Consider the following 15,162-nt stretch of genomic DNA (forward strand, 5'->3'; position numbering starts at 1 on the left):
TTTAGTAGTTCAGTTGATAGTAACCAGCTATCCTATTTTTATTTGATATTTTCCGGTTACTATTTACTCAGCACTAGGTTCGGTACTAATTAATAATTACTTCTTTAAAATACTGACCAAGAATTTCTTTGGCAGTATTTAGCTGTTCTGTGGTATTTTCGGGAACTCCTTCTAATTTGTATTCCCATTTTAGATGCTCGTATTTGTGAACACCCAATTTGTGATAAGGCTGAATTTCAAGTTTTTCAATATTTTCATATTCTTGAAAATATTTACCCATTTCATGTAAATATTCTGGTTGATCAGAATAACCAGGAACCAAAACGTAGCGCATCCAGGTTCGAATATTTTCGTCACGAAGATGTTTGGCAAATTTTAGGGTTGTATCATTCCTTTTACCGGTTAGCTTTACATGTAAATCTGGATTAATGTGCTTAACATCTAGTAAAACCAGATCAGTATTTGAGATTAATTCTTTCACATCATCGTTAAGAACATTGCCATTGGTGTCGATACAAGTATTGAAATCTTCCTCTTTAAGCTGCTTGAATAGTTTCTTCAATTCAGCAGCTTGCCATAATGGCTCACCTCCCGAAATGGTTACTCCTCCAAGCTTCCCAAAAAATGGACGTTGGTTTCGTGCTTTTCTCATCACTTCATCGAGTGGAGTAGGAGTACCTCCTTTAAAGCTAATGGTATCTGGGTTTGCACAGTATAAACACTTAAATGCACAGCCCTGAAGGAATACAACAAGACGAATACCTGGACCATCATAAGTACCAAGAGATTCGAATGAATGAACGTTTAACATTGTTGAGAGTTAGTTGTTTAGTTAATGAATCCTTCAGATGTTATCCAGATTCATATCTTAAATAAAAAACGAGTCCGGAAAGCACAAAGTGTTCCCGGATCTCGGTATATAAGTAGAAAAACGTTCTTACATTTTTTCGAAGAAGCTACGAGAGATTACCTCAAGTTGCTGCTCACGAGTCAAACGTACAAAGTTAACTGCGTATCCTGATACACGAATTGTTAGCTGTGGATATTCTTCTGGACGCTCCATAGCATCTTCCAACATCTCACGATTCAATACGTTTACGTTCAAGTGGTGAGCACCTTTGATGAAATAAGCATCCATCATGGTTACCAAGTTATCCTGACGGATATCAGCAGTTGCACCTAACGACTTAGGAACGATTGAGAATGTGTTAGAGATACCATCTAATGAATCTTCGTAGTTGATTTTTGCTACAGAGTTCAATGAAGCAATTGCACCGTTGGTGTCACGTCCGTGCATTGGGTTAGCACCTGGTGCAAATGGCACACCAGCAGCTCTACCGTCAGGAGTAGCACCTGTCTTCAAACCATAAACTACGTTAGAAGTAATGGTTAGGATAGACATAGTTGGTTCTGCATTCTTATATGTGTGAAGCTCTTTCAACAAACCGTTGAAAATCTTAGGAATCTCAACTGCAAAACAGTCTACACGATCATCATCGTTACCATAGTATGGGAAGTCACCTTCAATTTTAAAGTCACAAGTCAAACCTTCTTCGTTACGAACTGCAGTTACTTTTGCATTTTTAATTGCAGAAAGTGAGTCAGCAACAATTGAAAGACCAGCAATACCGTATGCAAGGTTGATAGCAGGATTAGTATCTACCAATGACATTTGAGCCTTTTCGTAGTAATACTTATCGTGCATGTAGTGAATGATGTTCATTGACTCATTGTAAACACGAGCCATTTCTCTCATTGCGATTGTGTAGTTTGCCATTACTTCTTCGTAATTCAACTCATCGCTTTTCATTGCAGGAATACCATTGATCAACTGAGTACCAGTTTTCTCACAACGACCACCATTCAAGGCAAGCAATAAAGTTTTAGCCAAGTTACAACGAGCACCAAAGAATTGAATTTGCTTACCAATTTCCTGGTAGGATACACAACAAGCAATACCGTAGTCATCAGACTTACGAGTGTCTGTCATCAACTGGTCATTCTCGTACTGGATTGATGAAGTATCGATAGAAACCTGAGCACAGAATTTCTTGAATCCTTCTGGTAATTGATCAGACCAAAGAACAGTCATGTTTGGCTCTGGTGATGGACCTAATGTGTAAAGAGTGTTCAAGAAACGGAAAGAAGTCTTGGTAACTTTTGATCTTCCATCCAAAGTTCTACCACCAATCGACTCAGTTACCCAGGTTGGGTCACCTGCGAAAATCTCATCGTAAGCATTCATACGAAGGTGACGAACCATACGCAATTTCATTACGAATTGGTCAATCATTTCCTGTGCGAACTCTTCAGTAATTGTTCCTTCTTCCAAATCTCTTTGGATATAAATATCAAGGAAAGTAGAAACGTTACCTAGTGACATTGCAGCACCATCTTGCTCTTTTACAGCAGCAAGGTATCCCATGTAAACCCATTGGATAGCTTCCTGTGCAGTTTCAGCAGGACGACCTAATTCCAAGTCATACTTAGCACCTAATTCTTTGATTTGACCCAAAGCTTTGATTTGCTCAGCAACTTCCTCACGTAAACGGATTGTTTCGTCAGTCATTGGACCATTCAAACCAGCCAAATCTTCTTTTTTAGCTTCGATCAAACGATCGATACCGTATAGAGCTACACGACGGTAGTCACCAATAATACGACCACGAGCATAGTTATCTGGCAAACCTGTAAGGAATCCTAATGAACGGAACTTACGAATTTCAGCTGTATAAGCATCAAAAACCCCATCATTGTGAGTTTTTGCAAAATTTCGGAAAATATCTTTAACACGATCTGATACTTCAAGACCTTGTTCTGTACAAGCTTTTTCAACCACGGCAATACCACCATATGGTTTCATTGCTCTGCGAAGCAATTCGTCTGCCTGTAGTCCTACGATAACCTCTAAAGATTGGTCAATATATCCTGCACCGTGAGAAGCGATTGTTGAAACAGTTTCTGTGTCGATTGAGCGAACACCATTGTTTGCACGTTCTTCTTTTACAGCATCAAGACACATTTGCCACAATTGCTTTGTGCGCTCTGTAGCTCCTGTTAGGAATGATGCATCCCCAGTGTATGAGGTTAAATTGTTACTAACGAAATCTCTAACGTTAATTGTCTTTTGCCATTCACCGGCTTTAAATTGCATTTTTACCATTGCAGATAATAGTTTTCTTTGATTGAATTTCTTCAATCATGATTAATTCAAATCCTTAGCGTTGAATTTGAACTTGAAATGGTTGTGTTTAAAATTATATTTTGTTTTTGATTGTCAAAATTGACAATCTCAACACAGAAAAAAAACAAGATAAACTTGTCCGTTTTCCATTCAGAGCGCAAAGGAACAGACTATTTTTTTGTTACGCAATACCAAGATGTTATGATATTGCTTATGCAAAGCTTTTCGGAAGGCTAAAGTTTCTGGTATTCTTAGAGTTTTGCAATGTCGAGATTGCAATGTGAAAACACTCAATTTAGAATCAATCTAATTGAAGAGAGTTCTGCTTTTATAAAAATTGAATGATTGAAAGAAAAATACTATTTAACATGCCTTTGTTAAGTGAAAGTCATGTTAAAAAAATGAACTGACTATACTAAAAACTCTTACCCAGATGGGAATTAATATAAAGACTATGAATGTACAAAAAAAGCCTCGTTTTATGGAGACGAGGCTGTGGTAATTAGGCTTAATTTTTTAAGTTAATTTTATTTAAATGCAATCCATCAGATTGAATTCCACGTGCATATTTTACACCCGCTTTTCCGAATATCATGGTGTAACCTATAGAATGATCCTGTGGGATTCCAATCAAGTCTCTCAAAGTAGGATCAATTTCTTCAATAACCCAGGTAATCATGCCATTCCAAAGTGTAGCCACATTATTAGCATTGGCTGCAAATTCAAAATATGTTAGGGTAATCGATGAATCCATTTTTGGTGATGCATCTTTAGCTGGAGCTGTTGCAATAAGCATGTGAGGTGCATTTCTAAAAATGATATCAACACCAGCTTTTTCCCAAAGTTTTTGGAATGAAGCAAGCATGGCATACTTTTTAGGAAGATTTCCTTCTGCAGATGCTTTTTTAACTGCATTATAAACTGCTTCACGGAAAATGATAATATCTTCTTTGTTGTCGATTAATGAAAACAATACGGCATTGTCATTGTGGCCCGTTGGTGCATGTGATGCTGTTTCCATCAATTCCTGAATCAATTCCTGATCCAGATTTTCATCTTTAAATTTACGAACCGATCTTCTGGTTTTAATATGATTATTCATGGCCTGAGCCGATGGCATTTCAGCTTTACACGAAACTGAATCTTCAGGCTTTTTGCCTAATATCGAAATAGCAGCCGTTGGGCAAATGGCCAAACAGTGCTGACATTTCATACAATTCCTTTCTTTCTCTTTAGCAATGGAAGCCTTGGGTGTAAGGTTGATAATTCCTACCGGACAATCCTCTTTACATAGGCCACATTCAATACACTTGTCTTCTGCAAGTTTAAAGTCGATCATTTCTTTTGATTTTCAATTCTTCTATTTTCCAAATGGAAATTCGCGACAAAAATAGAATACTTCTTGCATTATAGGTATAGGAAGTACGTAATTTTTGATTTGACTTTATTGCACAAAAAAACCTGCCCAAGCAGACAGGTTTAATATCTTAATGTTGCGGAGTTTTAGAAAGCAACAGATACGCCCAATTGGATTACAGAGTTTTGAACTTTAGCATCATCTTCATCGATAATATTTGATAACCCTAGATTATATCGCAAGCCTAAAGCAACTTTTTCAGATATATCATATTCAAAACCTAGTGCTAGTCCTAAATCTAATCCTTTCATTTGGTCATCTGCATCACCACTAATAGTTGCATCGCCTGAATCAACTTCAGCTTCAGAACTTAAATGAATACCAATTTGAGGACCTGCTATAGCATGAAATTTCTCAGCTAAGCTAGCTCGAAGTAACAATGGAATGTTAAGGTAGTTTGATTTCCATGTGACATCAGAACCGTTGCCATCCATTTTAAAGCCTTGTCGAGAATATACCAATTCAGGCTGGAATGCAAGTTTTTCATCAATAGCAAATCTTGCGAAAGCACCTATAAAGATATCTGTTTTTACATCAGAATCATCAATATCATCTCCTTTAAAGTTTGCAAAGTTTAATCCACCTTTTAAACCGAATTTAACATCTTGTGCAAATAAACTTGTACCAACAAATAGTACAGCAACTAGTAGTAAAATTTTTTTCATGTGATTTGTTTTTTAATTAGTGAAGTAAACATACAAAATACATATGTTTTAATTCGTGTTGTACAATATGAAAATGTCCTTAATTGATGAATAGGAGATAAGCCTTTGTCAAGTTAAATATTCTTGATGCTAATTTACATGATGAAATTACATCGTAGATTGGAGTGAAGTCATCAATCTTTACTTTCTATATCGACCTCTTTTTACCTCATGTTTACTTGATGAATTTATATTGGCTTCTTTTTCCTCGGTTGTATCAGGATCATCGCTAAGGTAAATGGCTTCATCACCCGTAGCAGTAATTTCGAGAACCTGGCCATATTTTGCTGGAAGGCCTAATTCTAAAGCCTCTTTCCATTCTCCATGACCAAATACAGCAATTTCTTCGTCTTTTTCCAAAACTCCCTCTTTGCACCTTAGTGTTTTGTTAAATCCAAAGAAACCAGTTGTATCTATTCCTTTACTACTTAAGAAAGACTCCATATTCTCGGTAGGATCATTCAAAAAGCCTGATTTGTACTTGGCATCCTCAACAATGTATGATTTTAAGAGTGTATCGTTAATGTAAGCATATTTGCTGCCATCTTTAATCACGTATTTGCAGTGTCTTTCCTCATCAACAAGGGTATCCCATGTTGAGCTTTTTCCTGTTGACCTTTCTTGCTCAATCAGTACATGATAAAGGGAGCATTTTCGTCCGGTAAGAGGAGCAATTAAAGGAGTGTCAACAAATTCTACTTTTCCAACTATTCTTGCTGTTTCTCCACTTCTGAAACTGGAAAGTCTTTTGAGTTCTGAATTTTTTAGTTTACGCTTGATCATTGCTTTTTTACTAAAGAAAAATACCAATAATAATACGATGGCAATTATTGCTGCAAATACGATGATGATTGTTTCTTCCTGCATTCTATTTTTTTATTTTTAAAACTCTATCTAATCTTATTTTACCGCACTACATTTCACAATTCCTTTTTCCTCTGATGCCAGGTAAAGATTGTCTTTGTTGTCAACAATCATAGGAATGTAAGTGCAACCTTTTACCAGTTCTTCGATGCCTTCGATTTGCTTTGCACCCTTATTACTGTATACTTTTATTCGGGTAGGATCTTTCTCTACGGTAACAATTGCTCCGTTCGATAGGGTAGCAACACTTACAGGATTACAGCATCCATGAAAATCACCTAACTCTTTCCCGCGTTTGCCAAATGCCATTAAACTGTTTCCATTGTAATCGAAACCTTGAACTCTGAATGCTCCTAAATTGGCCACAATAATTTCCTTTTTTTGGTTTACAGAGAAATCTAGAATACCACAGCATGCACGCATGTCGTCTATTTCCTTTAAAAGTTCGCCTGATGTTCTATCATGAATTTGAATCTTCTTTAGTTTGCAATCCGATACGATCAGATGTTGATCTACAACACGGCTGCCCGAAGCGATATGAACTCCTGATAGTTTGTACTTACTAATTTCTTCACCTTCTTTCGAGAAAATTTGACATCCTACGCCAACAGGTAATTCTTTCGATACCATTCTGCCACGAATCTTCTTCTTCACAAGTTTCATTTTGCTCGATAGTACATAGATATTGTCTTCGCTATCGACAGAAATTGCAGTAGGCTTGCCTGAAATGGAAAGTTTAAATCGTTTTGTAATTTTTCCTGCTTCATCTAAAATCAAGATGGTTCCATCCTTTTTAAGAGCACAAAGCTGGTTATTTGTAAAGTTTGCCAAATAAATTACATCCAATACACGTTTTCCTTTGTATTCTTTATCTACCTGGTACGAAACCGGACGAACTCCATCCATAATCTTATCCAAGCCAATTTCTAGTCGACGCATATTTTCAACATTGTTGATTACCTTGGCTACATAAGGCTGTTTCTTTAAATCAGGATGCAAATCTTTCACCAATTCGTATAGCTGCTCATAAGATCTGAAAATGGTTGCTCTTTCAAATAAATACCCTGAGTAAAGTGCATTGGGATTCTTCTGCATAAAATCTTTTTCGTATTGCTTAATTGCAGCATTAAGCTCCTTTTTATGTTTGGCATATTTTGCCTGTAATGCCTTTTTATCCTTATCACTAGCATTGGGATTGTACTTAGGAAAGGTCTTCTTTATTCTTTCGTATTTTAGACGAATTTGTTTTTTACCAGATTTGCAGCGCTCGTAGTCGTTGTGAATAACAGAACCGGTAATTTTGGCATTCTCAAAGTCATTTACAGATCCATTAAAACCCATTTTTACATTCTCAAGCATTACCTGTTTCTTTAGAACCACCTCTTTGCCATTGCGTTTAAGTTTTAATCGCAATGTTCCCATAAGTAGTTTGGGATAGTAACCTTTAAATTGAAAATTTCCATTTACAATTTTACTCGTGTCTGTTTGATAGCCTTTTTCTGCAAATGTTAACAACACAATCTCTCCTTTACTTATGCCATTAATGTGACCATTTAGAACAAAAGGGGTGTTTTTTTCGATGGATTTTCCAGCCATAAATAAAGCCATCAATACAGTTAAAATTAATAGGGTCCTTTTCATCTTTTGGGTGTTTTGGTTTTTGTGATTTGATTAAAGAATTGCTTCAGTTAAAGATTAATATTTCTCTCAAATCACTAAATGTACACAACATCTGTCCTTTACACAAGAAATCATAAAAATGAAAACGAAACTTTTAGTAATATTAAATGATTCAAAATAGGATTAACAAAATTAATGTTAAAACATTTGTTGTTTTCTTGCATTAATTATAACTTCATTATCGTTTTCAAGAAAGAATATGTTGGGTAGAGGTGATAGGTGAATTCTTAAATAGACTTATTATGCTAATGCAAATTAAATTTTCCAATCAACTTTTTCGAAGTATAAATTCCCAAGATACAGGCTGATGTATCTTGATAGACTCCAGGGAGACAGAAATACAAATCGATTTTAGATGTTAATAAAGGATTTGGATTTTTATACAAGCGTATTTTGAGTATATAATATGTGTTTGGATTTTTTACCAAAGGGTTTGTGTGTAATTTTCATTAGAAATATTTTTTCATCTTAAACCATTTTCATAATTAAGAAAGTGCCTGGAATTTCGTGCGAGGGGTAAGTGAAGTTCGCAGAAGATTGCGTAACTATGGTTTCGAATATCAATACTTAAATAAGAACCTGTCGAGGAGAATATTGTAGAAACAGAAAGCATAGAAAATAAATAGTGAACCAATGGGCATGGAAACCCAAAGGTTCACTAATGTCGAAAAATAAATGTGCTCTGTTGATGATTTTAAAAAAACCTATGGTAAATGTCAGTAAACCAAAAAATGCAATGCATAAAGAAACAACAGAGCCATTTGCCTTGTAAAGCTAATAAATAAAGTTAAATCATCGAAGAATAAAACAATAGAAAACTTACAGATTTAAAAAAAAGTTGAAGGAGAAGTCTCAGAAGTGCCCAATTTTGACATTTAGCTTGCTCTTTAACACCTTAAAATGATCTGTTTAAAATATAATTCACAGATAGAAATATATCGTTAACTGACTATAAAAGAGATGAATTTACAATTGATAAGATACAGCATGTCGGAAAGTTCTACCTTGGGCATGTTGTTTATCGATGGGTATTTTTCTTGTTATACCCTCGAAGATGCAGCGAGAGAAGAGAAAATACTTGGTGAAACATGTATCCCGGCAGGGATTTATGGAATTACCCTTAGAACAGAAGGGGGACAAAATCATCGGTACACTCAGAAGTTTCCGAATATGCACAAGGGAATGCTGCATTTGTTGAATGTGCCGAATTTTAAATACGTCTATATTCATTTTGGCAATACAAAGGAAGATACTGATGGGTGCATATTGGTGGGCGATGGTGTTAATAACAACCAAATTGAGGAAGGATTTGTTAGTAGTAGTGTGAAGGCCTACCAGGGAATTTATAAGATTATTGTAGATGCAATGGAGGATGGAGAAGGGGTTTGGATTGAGATTGTTGATGGCATTCCTGCTCAGAACAATCAAAAGCAATTGACCAATGCTGTTGTAGCCGCCAATAAACTTAATTTACGAAAATCGCCAAGTGGCGAAGTGGAAGGCGTTCTAAACCAAAAAACACCAACCAGAGTGCTTGAATCGCAAAATGGTTGGAGTAAGGTTTTGATAGAAGGTTGGGTTGCCGAGGAGTATCTGGAAGAGTCTTAGAAAGTTTTGAATGGTAGAAAAGTGATAAAAAAGTTGGGATAGTTTATTGCCTTGAAATAAAAATAACCCAGTCAATGGTTTTTCGACCTGACTGGGTTAAATTATGTGTGAAAGTCAATGATTTGATTAAACTTTCTTTTTCTTATCTATTTCTTTTGGCGTTCGCACCCAATCTTTCGTTACAATCATGTAGTCAGGATCAACAATTAATGTGCTGGGTTTACGTATTACAGTAAATTGAACTTTGTTTTTACCTGACTTTAACCTCAGTTTCTTATTGTACAACTTCTTGTTCCTGGAGTTGAAAGCAGCTACTTCAATGTAGTCATTACATGGTGTTTTGCTCTCTTCTCCTTTGCCATCAACATAGTACTTTTCCACATCAATTACAGCATCAACTGTATAAGTGAAATCCTTGTTTCGGGTGTATGTTACCGAATCAATATTGGTTTTGTACATGGTAATCTTTTCCAATGCATCCTCAACAAAGTACTGTAAACTATCAGGAGTTTCCAATTTGATTCTGGAAATTAAGTCCTGTGTTGTTGGATATGGTGCACCCTTAAAGGCATATTCCTTTAGGAAGCCACTTAATACATTCATGAATTTTTCTTTGCCAAGGTAATTGCCAAGTGCATTCATTGCCAATGCACCTTTTTGATAATAGGTAGATTGCTGGTATGGGGCAACTTTGGCAAGAGGCCGTTCCGCACGTTGTTCATCCTTTCTTGAAGAGACATATCTAAACATTTCATTCTTAAAGAATTTGTTCATTCTTTCCTCATCGAAATAGGTTCTCATGCACTGCAATGCACTGTATTGAGTAATGGATTCCATTAACATTTGAGATCCTTCTACATCGGCGGCAGCTACCTGGTGAGCCCACCACTGGTGAGCCATTTCATGAGCAGTAACAAAGAATGGATAATCCATGGTTTTCTGATCGTCTTTTACATCTTCATTGTTCAGATCCCTTAAATCGGCAATGAAACCAATGCCTTCAGAGAAAGGAATCATATTCGGGAACGATTGGGCGTAGCTTGAATATCGCGGGAACTCAACAATACGAAGCTGATCGAATTGGTAAGGCGAATAACATTTGGAATAAGTCTCCAGAGACACTTTCACTCCATTCATCATATTGTCCAGATTATACTCGTGTCCCTTATGATAGTAAATGCTCAAATCAACTGTTTTGCCATTCTCATCTTGCCATTGATCGGTCTTCACCTCATACCTACCCGAAAGAATTGCATAATAATTGATCATTGGGTGTTCCGATTGATAATGGAAATAGTTTCTGTTATTTTCTTTCCATGATTTAATCAACTTTCCCGGTGTTAAGGCGGTTTGATCAGCCGAAGTACTTACCACGGCTTCGAAATTGATAAAGTGTGAGTCATCACTGATAAAGTGTCGATTAATGCCTTGGGGATCATCAATGCTCCTTACGATATCACGTTCTGGTAAATTATGCTTTTCACGAGTACGTTTGTCTGACAATTCTCTTTCAGCTTTATATCCAACCGAAGGGAACAGGGAGTTGTATAGGAATGTACCATTCTTTTGAGTGAGATTATTGGCTCCACTTAAAGTAAATCCATCATTGTAAGCTTTAAAATCAAACTTAAGTTTCAGTTTTTCATTAACCTGCAATGGAGTTTCCAACTTGTATATTTTAATATGAAACTCATTATCACTTTCAATTAATTCGGCTTTTCGGTCTAAATCTAATTTCTTAATGAATCGATTTGAGTTGATGTAAACAATTTCCATTGGCGAAGAGCTTAGATTTTGCAAGGTATAAATCCCCTGAGCCATTAAATTTCCATTATTGGGATAAAGATCAGCATTCAGGTATACATCGGTAATTTTTGGCTGAGCCATCGCTTCATATTTCTTAAAATCTTTCTCGTAGCGAACGGTTTCCAATTCTTTGGTATGAGGAGTTTTATAATCTCCTTTTATGTTTGTGTTGTAGAAAATGAATGAACCCAATAGAATAGCCGCAATTGCAAGTACCGAGATACCTTTAGCAGGATTTCCTTTTACTCTTTGCTTAAAGATGCTTAATCGGGTTTTCCAGTGACTTTCAGTTTGGCTTACCAATAGCTGATTGCCAAGAATAATTAATATGCCGGCAATAAGCAACCAGTAGAGTTTAAAAACCCAGTATGGGAACAGTTCAAATCCATATCCATTCATGTCGGAATAAGATACACTGGTTCCGGATGCATATATCAATAAAGGATGCTTGAAAATAATGGCGGCAAAGTATTTATCAATTACCCAATACAGAACAATAAACACGTATCCTAAATATTTGTTGTTAATCACAATATGAATGAGAAAGGCAATGCTCATAAGTAGAATTGTATTGACGAATTGTATTCCAAATACAGATGTAAAATACAAGCCTAATTCATAATTGTAATATCCGGCCATGCTTTGAGCTATAACACCGCATAAAATCAGTATTAAATTAATAAATACCATGCCAGCAGTAAGGGCAATAAATTTGCTGAATAAGCTTATCCAGCGAGGAATAGGATAGGTGTGAAAGATTTCATGAATTTTCTTATCGCGATCACGCCAAATCATATCGCCAGAGAACAGAAGAACAATGATAAAGATAAAGAGCTGTATGCTTCCTCCGAAAATTTGTAATACCTGATAGGTTACAGGATAGGTGTTGGTATCGTACATTTTACCTATCCCTTTTGATGCTACAAAAAGGAAAATTAGCATGATAAGGCAAATTAACCAGAAATAGGCACTTCCAAATAATTTGTTGGTTTCGAAGCGGGTTAGTTGCAGTAAACTTTGAAGTGTATTTTGTTTTTGTGATACTTCAGGAAGTTCTCTGCTTGTACTTTCCATATTTTCTTCTGTTGATACGATATTGCTTTGCCTGTTATTCCGTTTCCCCAGTTTAATTTGGCGCAGGTTATATGCAAACTGAAATCGAAAATAGGTTAATGTCATTAACAAAGCACCAAGGCCAACCCATAGTAATCTGTTGTACAGGAATACACTCTGCAGTTTGGCTCCGGTATCGTTCATATCCGATGCAGAATTTCCAACCGATACCTTGAGTGATGCTGCTATACCAAAGGGATCTAAGAGTGAAGCCAGGTTTTGACTTTCCAGATCCTGAAACAGCTTCATGGCCACAGCATACAAAATATAGAGTGCCAATATGGAAATCCAGTTTACAACAGCATTGCGCAACAGGATACTTAATGAAAAAAAGATGGTGCAAACAAAAAATACATTGGGTATGATACGCGTGAAATAAGGATATAGGTAGGTAGCCCATTCGTTGGGACCAATGTATGCCTGGTCTAAATAGGGCATTAAACTACCCACATAAAATCCGAAGCCCACACCGGTAAAAGCAAGGATACTTAAAAGGTAAGCTGCACTAAATCGACCAAACAAATAATTGACCTTTTGCAAAGGGGTACTGTACATTAATTCAAGGGTATTGTGTTGATAGTCTTTCAATACAACATTGGCACATAAAGCCGCTACCAAAAAGATGCCCAGGTAGGAAAATGTACCAAAAAAGATATCTAATATACCTGGTGCATTGATGTATATATTGTCACCACCAAATTGGATGTTGATGCTTGGAATGGCTCCTCCGGCAGCATTAATAACTGCGAATGCAATTAGGAAAAGAATGCTCCAGTAAATGTATATGGCGGGTCGGTTAATGGCACGCTTGAATTCGAATCGGAATATTTCGTAAAACATGGTATGATTTTTAAATTAAAACTAAGCTCTCTATTGTCAGCTTTTGGCTTACTTTATTGCAGAGAAATAAACATCTTCTAAATCAGGAGATACATTTACAAAGCCATTGTTTGGATGCTCTTCCTGAAGGATATGAATTAATGGCTTCCCTTCGTTTAAGTGAGAGGTGATTAATTGGTAGCTTGCCTGGTAATTATCAATTTCCTGTTTTGTGATGCGTTTTTCCCATATCTTTCCATTCAATTCGGTAATCAGATCGGAAGGACGACCATTGACTAATACTTCTCCATTGTTTATGATGGCCATGTCGTTACACAAATCTTTCACATCATCTACAATGTGTGTGGAAAGAATCACAACCTTGTTTTCGCTAATTTCGCTAAGCAGATTGTTAAAGCGATTTCGTTCTGCGGGATCAAGACCAGCTGTTGGCTCATCAACGATAATCAGTTCAGGTTTTCCTAATAGTGCCAATGCTATTCCAAAGCGCTGTTTCATGCCACCACTAAAGGTGTGAACACTTTTCTTTCTGTTTTTATACAGATTTACTTGGTTCAGCAGGAACTCTACCATTTCTTTTCGTTCCGATTTAATGTGAATTCCTTTTAATACGGCAAAGTGAGTTAACAATTCCTGTGCGCTAATGCGGGGATACACACCAAAATCCTGTGGGAGGTAACCCAAGACTTTCTTAACAGCATCTTTTTCCTTTAAAACATCTATACCATTAAAAGTGATGATGCCCTCATCAGGATCCTGAAGGGTTGCTATGGTGCGCATTAACGAAGATTTTCCTGCTCCGTTTGGACCAAGCAGGCCAAACATTCCACTACCAATGTTCAAATTCAAATTGTTTAATGCTTTTACCCCATTTGGGTAGGTCTTACATATGTTGTTGATTGTTAATTGCATGATTGTTTATTTTAATTTGTTAAGTAGGTTGATGAATCAGGTCGTAAGGAGACTATGGAACAATTCCTGAGAAAAGTCTCAAGCTCCAAGTTTCAAACTCATCGGATTAGGGTAAAAGGAGTGAAGCAAATTGGAATAATAAAGTGAACTTCCGAACTTTGCATTACTCATTACTCATTACTCATTACTCATTACATCTTCATAACTTTGCCACCCATGGCTTTCATTTCGCTTAGCTTCTCTTCCTGAAGATCCTGAAACTGTTCTTCAGTGATTTCTTGTGATTCAGCTGGAATTAGCTCTTTCTCGTCTATATCTTTAGAAAATGAAATGGCTTTAAAACTGAGGCGATCATTATCAACAGCTAGCACGGCTCCATTGAAAAAAAGAGATGGCATAGGAGTTATTTTTTTAGGAAAATCTTTGGCCACCCAAAAGCTAAATGCATCATCGCTGCTTTTGTATTCATCACACTTATAACCAAGAATGTTTTTCCTTCTTCCTGTTGGTTTTGCATCGGATGTTATTATTGGAGTTTCGGTATGGAATAGTTCATCATCCAAATCAATGTAATTGCGGAATACATTCTTTTCAAAGTTAAACCATGTGCTGTTTTTGCTACCACCCATTTGAATCATAACTCCCTTAGAAGAATCAGATTTTAATTCTTTCAGGCAACCATGCTTTTCGTTAAAAATGAATTGGAAGTTTTTGCTTGTAGTTTCCGGAATCATAGCTTTTAATGCTTGCTGATCAGGACCAAGACTTTTGTGGATGTTAATGATGTTCTCATACACAATGGTACCTTGCTTTTGAGCAAAAATTGCATATGTACTCAATACAATTGCCAATGCAGTAAATAATACTTTTCTCATAAATCTAATTGTTTTATAATTTGTAAATGGATTTCTTATTATCATATCAGCAAATGTATTGGGTGAGGAAGAGAATTTGGGTTAATGCTTTGTTATCTAGTGTTAACGTGTGTTAACGGAGGGAATAAGGCTTGGAATATGAGTGAGATTAATTGTACT

At 36.3% G+C, this 15,162-nt stretch carries 10 protein-coding genes; 1 reads left to right on the forward strand and 9 read right to left on the reverse strand.

Annotated features, from left to right (window positions below):
* Positions 1 to 85: 85 nt before the first annotated feature.
* The 6 genes from pflA to NQ163_RS07020 form a co-directional block, all read right to left on the reverse strand.
* Positions 86 to 811 (reverse strand): pyruvate formate-lyase-activating protein, encoded by a 726-nt coding sequence (pflA, locus tag NQ163_RS06995; RefSeq protein WP_268189581.1) that lies wholly within the window; start codon positions 809 to 811, stop codon positions 86 to 88.
* A 126-nt stretch (positions 812 to 937) separates the two neighbouring features.
* On the reverse strand, positions 938 to 3,199 hold the full coding sequence (pflB, locus tag NQ163_RS07000; protein WP_442786024.1) for a formate C-acetyltransferase: 2,262 nt from the start codon (positions 3,197 to 3,199) through the stop codon (positions 938 to 940).
* 493 nt (positions 3,200 to 3,692) lie between these two features.
* On the reverse strand, positions 3,693 to 4,523 hold the full coding sequence (locus NQ163_RS07005) for a nitroreductase family protein (protein WP_268189582.1): 831 nt from the start codon (positions 4,521 to 4,523) through the stop codon (positions 3,693 to 3,695).
* 164 nt (positions 4,524 to 4,687) lie between these two features.
* On the reverse strand, positions 4,688 to 5,266 hold the full coding sequence (locus tag NQ163_RS07010) for a porin family protein (RefSeq protein ID WP_268189583.1): 579 nt from the start codon (positions 5,264 to 5,266) through the stop codon (positions 4,688 to 4,690).
* A 180-nt stretch (positions 5,267 to 5,446) separates the two neighbouring features.
* Positions 5,447 to 6,172 (reverse strand): hypothetical protein, encoded by a 726-nt coding sequence (locus NQ163_RS07015; protein WP_268189584.1) that lies wholly within the window; start codon positions 6,170 to 6,172, stop codon positions 5,447 to 5,449.
* Between the two features lie 33 nt (positions 6,173 to 6,205).
* Positions 6,206 to 7,810 (reverse strand): DUF4369 domain-containing protein, encoded by a 1,605-nt coding sequence (locus tag NQ163_RS07020; protein ID WP_268189585.1) that lies wholly within the window; start codon positions 7,808 to 7,810, stop codon positions 6,206 to 6,208.
* A 999-nt stretch (positions 7,811 to 8,809) separates the two neighbouring features.
* Here NQ163_RS07020 and NQ163_RS07025 point away from each other — a divergent pair.
* Complete coding sequence (locus NQ163_RS07025; RefSeq protein ID WP_268189587.1) at positions 8,810 to 9,457, forward strand: DUF5675 family protein; 648 nt, start codon at positions 8,810 to 8,812, stop codon at positions 9,455 to 9,457.
* Positions 9,458 to 9,583: 126 nt separating this feature from the next.
* Here NQ163_RS07025 and NQ163_RS07030 read toward each other — a convergent pair whose 3' ends face one another.
* From NQ163_RS07030 to NQ163_RS07040, 3 genes are all read right to left on the reverse strand, one after another.
* The gene (locus NQ163_RS07030) at positions 9,584 to 13,216 is read right to left on the reverse strand and encodes an ABC transporter permease/M1 family aminopeptidase (RefSeq protein ID WP_268189588.1); all 3,633 of its coding nucleotides are present in this window, start codon (positions 13,214 to 13,216) and stop codon (positions 9,584 to 9,586) included.
* Positions 13,217 to 13,264: 48 nt separating this feature from the next.
* On the reverse strand, positions 13,265 to 14,128 hold the full coding sequence (locus NQ163_RS07035; RefSeq protein WP_268189589.1) for an ABC transporter ATP-binding protein: 864 nt from the start codon (positions 14,126 to 14,128) through the stop codon (positions 13,265 to 13,267).
* A 191-nt stretch (positions 14,129 to 14,319) separates the two neighbouring features.
* Positions 14,320 to 15,003, reverse strand: coding sequence for a hypothetical protein (locus NQ163_RS07040; RefSeq protein ID WP_268189590.1), 684 nt, complete (start codon positions 15,001 to 15,003; stop codon positions 14,320 to 14,322).
* Positions 15,004 to 15,162 lie beyond the last annotated feature (159 nt).

The sequence above is a fragment of the Marinifilum sp. D737 genome (assembly GCF_026672275.1).
Classification (GTDB): domain Bacteria; phylum Bacteroidota; class Bacteroidia; order Bacteroidales; family Marinifilaceae; genus Marinifilum.

Coding starts and splice junctions, on each gene's coding strand:
- NQ163_RS07010 (WP_268189583.1), bottom strand. CDS start 5,266: ATGAAAAAAATTTTACTACTAGTTGCTGTACTATTTGTTGGTACAAGT.
- NQ163_RS07005 (WP_268189582.1), bottom strand. CDS start 4,523: ATGATCGACTTTAAACTTGCAGAAGACAAGTGTATTGAATGTGGCCTA.
- NQ163_RS07030 (WP_268189588.1), bottom strand. CDS start 13,216: ATGTTTTACGAAATATTCCGATTCGAATTCAAGCGTGCCATTAACCGA.
- NQ163_RS07040 (WP_268189590.1), bottom strand. CDS start 15,003: ATGAGAAAAGTATTATTTACTGCATTGGCAATTGTATTGAGTACATAT.
- NQ163_RS07020 (WP_268189585.1), bottom strand. CDS start 7,810: ATGAAAAGGACCCTATTAATTTTAACTGTATTGATGGCTTTATTTATG.
- NQ163_RS07015 (WP_268189584.1), bottom strand. CDS start 6,172: ATGCAGGAAGAAACAATCATCATCGTATTTGCAGCAATAATTGCCATC.
- pflA (WP_268189581.1), bottom strand. CDS start 811: ATGTTAAACGTTCATTCATTCGAATCTCTTGGTACTTATGATGGTCCA.
- NQ163_RS07035 (WP_268189589.1), bottom strand. CDS start 14,128: ATGCAATTAACAATCAACAACATATGTAAGACCTACCCAAATGGGGTA.
- NQ163_RS07025 (WP_268189587.1), top strand. CDS start 8,810: ATGAATTTACAATTGATAAGATACAGCATGTCGGAAAGTTCTACCTTG.